Here is a 1,065-nt window from a genome sequence, read left to right on the forward strand (position 1 = left end):
TATGAAAGAAGCTCAGGGAATGGGTGATTCAACTTTAACGGTGATTCAGCTGATTTTCGAAAATACCCGTCTCCCGGAAAGAGCTTTTGATCCGTCGAAGTCGGTACTGAAACTGGCTAAAAAATATACCGCGGCACGGCTTGAAAATGCCTGCGAGATGGCCCTCAAAACGCATCGTTCGCCGAGATACAAACATCTCAATCCGATATTGGCCGCTGGCGAAGATATCCTTTATGCCAAAGACCGGGATGCCGCTCATCAAGCTGAAACAGCCAGTACCACCGGTTTTATCCGCGGGGCATCTTACTACGGCGGTTACGACAATGATTAATGATGAAACCCGCCGCAAACTCCGCGAAATTCAACTGGAGGAAATGATTCAGGCGATTGACAGACAGGCGAAAGATACGATTTATGCCACTCTGTCTTTTGACGAGCGCATGAAAATGATTGTTGATTATGTTTATCAGGAAAAGCACAACAAGCGCGTTATCAGCCTGATAAAACGGGCCCGATTTAGAATTCCAAATGCCGCCATTCAGGATGTTTTCTTTGCCGAGCGACATCTTGACAAAGATCTGATTCTGGAAATTGCTGCCTGTTCTTTTATCAGCAATAATCAGAATATCGTCGTTTGCGGGTTCACTGGCTCGGGGAAGTCGTATCTGGCTTGTTCCATTGGAAAAGAAGCCTGTAAACAGGGCATTCGCACACGGTATATTCGTTTGCCGGACCTTCTGATGGAATACAGCGAAGCAAAGATCCAGCCGAATGGGCAAAGCAGGGAACTCAAAAAATATACGAACTACCCCTTATTGATCCTTGATGAATGGTTAATTACAGATCTTTCTGATGATGAACTCCATTTTCTGTTTGAGCTGGTCGAACGCCGTTATGACAACGGTGCTACCATTTTCTGCACGCAGTATAAGATCGAGGAGTGGCATGCTCGTCTCGGTGGTGGTGTTCTGGCTGATTCTATTATGGATCGCATTATACATGGTGCTCACATTATCAGCTCTGGCAGTATAAATATGCGTGACTTTGTATTGAATCTTTAATGAA

Annotated in this window: 1 protein-coding gene and 1 pseudogene; both read left to right on the forward strand. The window is 45.3% G+C overall.

Annotated elements, in window-relative coordinates; all coding sequences use genetic code 11:
• Nucleotides 1-331 (forward strand): annotated as a pseudogene (locus AKG39_RS20205) (IS21 family transposase); the annotation flags it as partial.
• Nucleotides 324-1,061, forward strand: a complete 738-nt coding sequence (locus AKG39_RS19075) for an ATP-binding protein (RefSeq protein ID WP_050741997.1) — start codon at nucleotides 324-326, stop codon at nucleotides 1,059-1,061. The pseudogene AKG39_RS20205 and the gene AKG39_RS19075, both read left to right, overlap by 8 nt.
• Nucleotides 1,062-1,065 lie beyond the last annotated feature (4 nt).

Origin of the sequence: Acetobacterium bakii, assembly GCF_001263355.1 — a bacterium.
GTDB lineage: Bacteria > Bacillota > Clostridia > Eubacteriales > Eubacteriaceae > Acetobacterium > Acetobacterium bakii.

Bases quoted from the DNA above. Each gene is read 5' to 3' on its own strand.
- AKG39_RS19075 (WP_050741997.1), top strand. From the start codon at position 324: ATGATTAATGATGAAACCCGCCGCAAACTCCGCGAAATTCAACTGGAG.